5 protein-coding genes and 1 pseudogene are annotated in these 4,736 nt (G+C 66.3%); 1 reads left to right on the forward strand and 5 read right to left on the reverse strand.

Annotated features, from left to right (window positions below; genetic code table 11):
• Positions 1-830 (reverse strand): ATP-binding protein (locus tag X742_RS140800; protein ID WP_023775514.1); only part of this gene is annotated, 830 nt, incomplete at its 3' end.
• A gap of 338 nt (positions 831-1,168) precedes the next feature.
• On the reverse strand, positions 1,169-1,879 hold the full coding sequence (locus tag X742_RS140795; protein WP_023775515.1) for a glutathione S-transferase family protein: 711 nt from the start codon (positions 1,877-1,879) through the stop codon (positions 1,169-1,171).
• Positions 1,880-2,091: 212 nt separating this feature from the next.
• Between X742_RS140795 and X742_RS140790 the strand changes: the two genes are divergently transcribed.
• Positions 2,092-2,400, forward strand: a complete 309-nt coding sequence (locus X742_RS140790; RefSeq protein WP_015316958.1) for a hypothetical protein — start codon at positions 2,092-2,094, stop codon at positions 2,398-2,400.
• Between the two features lie 21 nt (positions 2,401-2,421).
• Here the strand turns inward: X742_RS140790 and X742_RS140785 are convergent, their stop codons facing one another.
• From X742_RS140785 to X742_RS140775, 3 genes and pseudogenes are all read right to left on the reverse strand, one after another.
• Positions 2,422-3,252, reverse strand: a complete 831-nt coding sequence (locus X742_RS140785) for an aldo/keto reductase (RefSeq protein ID WP_023775516.1) — start codon at positions 3,250-3,252, stop codon at positions 2,422-2,424.
• 86 nt (positions 3,253-3,338) lie between these two features.
• A complete protein-coding gene (locus X742_RS140780; protein ID WP_023775517.1) occupies positions 3,339-3,971 on the reverse strand; it encodes a PQQ-binding-like beta-propeller repeat protein in 633 nt (210 codons plus the stop codon).
• 34 nt (positions 3,972-4,005) lie between these two features.
• Positions 4,006-4,736, reverse strand: a pseudogene (locus X742_RS140775) (helix-turn-helix domain-containing protein); the annotation flags it as partial.

The following is a 4,736-nucleotide window of genomic DNA, read 5'->3' on the forward strand; positions in this document are numbered from 1 at the left end:
CGGGCATCCTCGAGCGCCGCCTCGGGCAGCGGCATCAGCCTGGGCGTGCCGTTGCGCGGGCTGGTGTCGGTGGGGCCGATGCGCAGGGCGAGCGGCCGGCGCGACAGTGCCGGCCCCAATGCCATGAATTGGCCACGCTCCAGATCGCGGAACGCCTCCGCCTGCCGCCGCTCCATGCCCAGGAGATCGGCCGCGCGCGCCATGTCGATATCGAGGAAGGTGCGGCCCATCAGGAAATTGGAGGCTTCCGCCGCCACGTTCTTGGCGAGCTTGGCCAACCGCTGCGTGGCGATGATGCCGGCAAGCCCGCGCTTGCGGCCCCGGCACATCAGGTTGGTCATGGCGCCGAGCGAAAGCTTGCGCGCCTCGTCCGACACCTCGCCGGCCACCGCCGGCGCGAAAAGCTGAGCTTCGTCGACCACCACCAGCATCGGGTACCAGTGGTCGCGCGCGACCTCGAACAGCCCGCCGAGAAAAGCGGCGGCGCGCCGCATCTGGTTCTCGGCATCGAGGCCTTCGAGGTTGAGCACGGTCGAGACACGGTGGATGCGCGCCCGCTCGCCGGCCGCCTGCAGGCCGCGCTCGGTATGCTCCTCGGCATCGATCGCCAGATGGCCGTAGCGTTCGCCCAGAGACACGAAGTCGCCTTCCGGATCAATGATGGTCTGCTGCACCCACGGCGCGCTCTGTTCCAGGAGACGCCGCAAGAGGTGCGACTTGCCGGAGCCCGAATTGCCCTGCACCAGGAGGCGGGTCGCCAGCAACTCCTCGAGATCGAGTTTCGCCGGCGCACCCGCTGTCGTGTGTCCCATCTCGATCGCAACGGTCATGCCAGACTCATCAGCTCCTTCGCAGACGGGCTTAGCAATCCGATCGCGGCCCGTCGAGCGTGGCATGGCCGGCGATTCGCGTTGCGCACAGCCGAGACAATGACGACCTGGCCGCGATGGACGGCCGCAATCCGGCGGGCCGCCTGCCGTTACAGCCCCGACCTGTGGATAGTAACCACCTGTTCACCATGGGCCGGCGTTCCGCTTGCGGCGGCCGGCCATCCGCTTAGCCTGGTCTTTGCATCGCCCCCCAAAGCGATGCACCCCAACGCCCCAAATGGCGGCCGGCGTTTTCAAGTTTCTCTCCAAACGTATACGCCGGTCGCCACCCGTTTCGACTACAGCCTCGGCGCCGCCTCATGCGGCTCGACCCGTCCTGGGACTGGCGGCAATCGCGGCGCGTCCAGACCCTCGAAGGGATCACGCCAGGCGTCGATCGCTTCAAGCCGCCGATACCAGCGATCGACCAGTCGATAGTCGCCGAGCGGCAGGCCCGCGACATCGTTGAAAGGCAGGAAGGTCGCCATGCGGAAGTCGGCATAAGAGACTTCGTCCCCCACCAGCCATTGCCGGCCCGCAAGCGCGGTCTCCAGGATCGCCGCCGTCGTGTGGAACAGTTTCAGCCCCTCCTTGACCACTTGGTGATCGATCGGCCCGATGTGATAGCGCTGCTTGGTGCCGCGCTCGAAATGCACCATGTCGCAGGCCCGCATGAAATTCTCCTTGCCCCAACTCAGCCAGCGGATCATCTCGGGCTCATCGTCGTTCGTGCGCCAGAAATCGGAACCCATGTCTCGCGACAACCGGCAGGCTATGGCGTCGGTCTCCCACAAGCTTCCGCCGGGCCAGACCAGTATGGGCAGGGAAAGGTTGGGATTGAGGGGCCGGAATCGCTCCGCTTGCCCCGGAGCGAGCGGCGACGCGAATTCGAAGGTCAGCCTCGCCCCGAGATGACGCGCCACCGCCACCCCCAGGCGCGGATTGGGGTTGCGGCTGAAGTACAGTTTTGTTTCCACGTCATCCGGCATCGGCTCGACTCCGTCACTCATGAATGCCTCTCCTTGTCCCGGCGACCGTCGCCAGATCAAGGACGCCAGATCAAGGACGGGCGCGGCTGGTGCAATCCGACAAATCATCCACTCCCCGCGCCAGGCGGAACGAGCAGCCCATCGAAACAGGATGGGTTGCGCAAAAGTTTGGGTTGACCGTCTCCGACGACGAGGCGACACTTCATCCCACAGCAAGGCAGGAGGAAATTAGGATGGACGAGCCCGACCGCTGGCGCCACATGTCGAGCGCACCAAAAGACGGCAGCCGGATCCTCGTTACGGTGCGCCCGTCCGAGCAGGGGCCGGCGGAAGTCGACCTCGCCTACTGGTCACGCGCCGATCAGTTCGGCGACGAGGGCTGGCGCGCCTCCGATTCCTCGCCCGGCCGCGTCGTCGAATATGCCGAGCCGGAGCTGAAATGCTGGATGCCGATGCCCTCGGCCAATCTCAGCCGGGGCGCCTCGATGCCGGCGCCGTGGGAAGGCGACGACGCGCAACAGCTGGACGGCTCGGGGATTTAGCGCGCCGACCGCTTCGTCCTCTCAGAACAGAAACGCCGCCGTCACCGGATTCGGACCGTTACGGCCGTCAGCCGAATCCATGCCGGCGATCGTCTCCAGGTCTTGCGCGTCCAGTTCGAAATCGAAGACATCGAAATTGGCCGCGATGCGGTCCTGGCGCACCGACTTCGGGATGACGATCAGCCCTTGCTGGAGATGCCAGCGGATCATTGTCTGCGCGGTGGACTTGCCGTGTTTGCGGGCAATGCTTGATATGGTCGGGTCGCTCAGCAACCGGCCGCTGCCCAGCGGACTCCAGCTTTCCGTTTGGATGTCGTGCCGGGCGTGACATTCCCTGAGATCGCGCTGCTGGAAGCGCGGGTGCAGCTCGATCTGGTTGACGACGGGCGTCACGCCGGTCTCGCCGATGATGCGCTCCAGATGATCCCTATTGAAATTCGAAACGCCGATCGACTTGACGCGGCCGGCCTGCTTCAGCTCGACGAGCGTCTTCCAGGCCTCGACATATTTGTCCTGGCTGGGCACCGGCCAATGGATCAGGAACAGGGCGAGTTGCTCGACGCCGAGCTTCTTCATCGTGTCGTCGAAGGCCCGAAGCGCCGCATCGCGCTGGTGGGCGCCGTTGCGCAGCTTCGAGGTGATGAACAGCTCTGCCGCCGGCACGCCGGCGGCGCGGATCGCCTCACCGACCCCTTCCTCGTTCCGGTAACCCTCGGCGGTGTCAATCAGACGGTAACCAGCCTGGATCGCCCAGCCCACCACCCGCGCCGTGATGTCGTGATCGACCTGCCAGACGCCAAGGCCAAGCTGGGGAATGGCGGTGCCGTCGTTCAACGTAATCTGTTCGGGCATGGGAGAATCCTTTGTGGGGGATGGTCCAGCCTATCTAGGTTTGGCGTCCCACAACCGCCAGTCGATTTGGGAAAATTCGCGGACCCTCATTTCGGCCGGCGCACCGCCCTCACCACGCCGGCGTTTCCGCTGCCGCAGAACAGTCGGTCGGCGCCATCGGATTCGAGCCCCGAGACGCCCATGCCGGCAGGCATGTCGAGCTTCTCCAGAACCTTGCCCGTCCGAGGATCAACGCGCCGAAGATCGCTTTCGTCGCCCTCCCAGGTGGCGTGCCACAATTCGCCGTCGACCCAGGTCACCCCAGTGACGAACCGGTTGGATTCGATGGTGCGCAGGATCGCGCCGGTCTCCGGGTCGATCTGGTGGATCTTGCGCTCCCGGTGCTGGCCGACCCATAGCGTGCCTTCGGCCCAGGTCAGCCCGGAATCGCCGCCATTGCCGGGGGCTGGAATGGTGGAAAGCACCTCGCCCGTGTCGGGATCGATCTTCTGGATGCGGTCCTTGGCAAGCTGGAAGAAATGCCGGCCGTCATAGGCGGTGCCGGCATGTGCCGCGACATCGATCGAGCGCAAGGCCTGCCCGCTCTCGGGATCGAAAGCGTTCAGCCTGTCGCCCGAGGCGAACCAGACATTCTTGCCGTCAAAGCTTACCCCGGCCACCGTATTGGCACCGGGAAAGGGCCCGTATTCCCTCAAGATTTCGGCCGCCGAATGTTTCATGTCCTTGTCCCTCGATGATGGTCGTCGTCACTATCTAGCCATTGGGAAGCGGCGCGGGGAGTAACAAGGTGGTCGTGAAACCCGCCACCGGCGGCGTCATCCAGCGGCGCGCCCGGCCATGGCCGAAGGACTGTACCTTGCCGGCCTCGGCAAGCGGCTCAAGCGCCCGCTGCACGCTGCGCTGGCCGGTTCCAAGTGCCAGCGCCAGGGCCGAGCTCGACCAGGCCTCGCCGTCGGCCAGCAAGGCAAGCACGGCCGCGTGCCGTTCCTCGATCGGCCGCGCCAGCACCATCACCGCATGGGCCTGGCGTGGCGCCAGCGTGAAGCCATGCCTGGTGGCGCTGATGCCGGCCAACGCGCGAAGCTCGGCACGCAGCCGCCCGATCTCGACGCGCAGGCGCGCGCGATGCGATTCATCGGCATGCTTGCCGCCGAAGGCCCGTGCCACGAGTTCCCCTCGCGACACGTCGCCGGGCCAGGCTTCGGCGAGCGTCCGCGCCAAGGCGAACAGCACAGGCCGGCTCGCCAGCGAAATCGTGGTCCGCCCGACCCGCACGGCGTAGCGGAAGGCATCGACGACCAGCGCCGGCGACCCCTGCAATGCCTCCACCTCTTCGAGCAGCAGCGGCTGCTCCCTGCCCTGCGCGATCAGCCGCGCCGCGGGTGTCTCCAAGGCCAGCCACGCGCTGTCGACCTCCGCGATGAGGCCGGGAATGCCCGCCTTGCGAGCGGCATGGCGCGCCCACTCCAGCGCCGCGCGCGCCG

The sequence above is a fragment of the Mesorhizobium sp. LNHC229A00 genome, assembly GCF_000502415.1.
Taxonomy (GTDB): Bacteria; Pseudomonadota; Alphaproteobacteria; order Rhizobiales; family Rhizobiaceae; genus Mesorhizobium.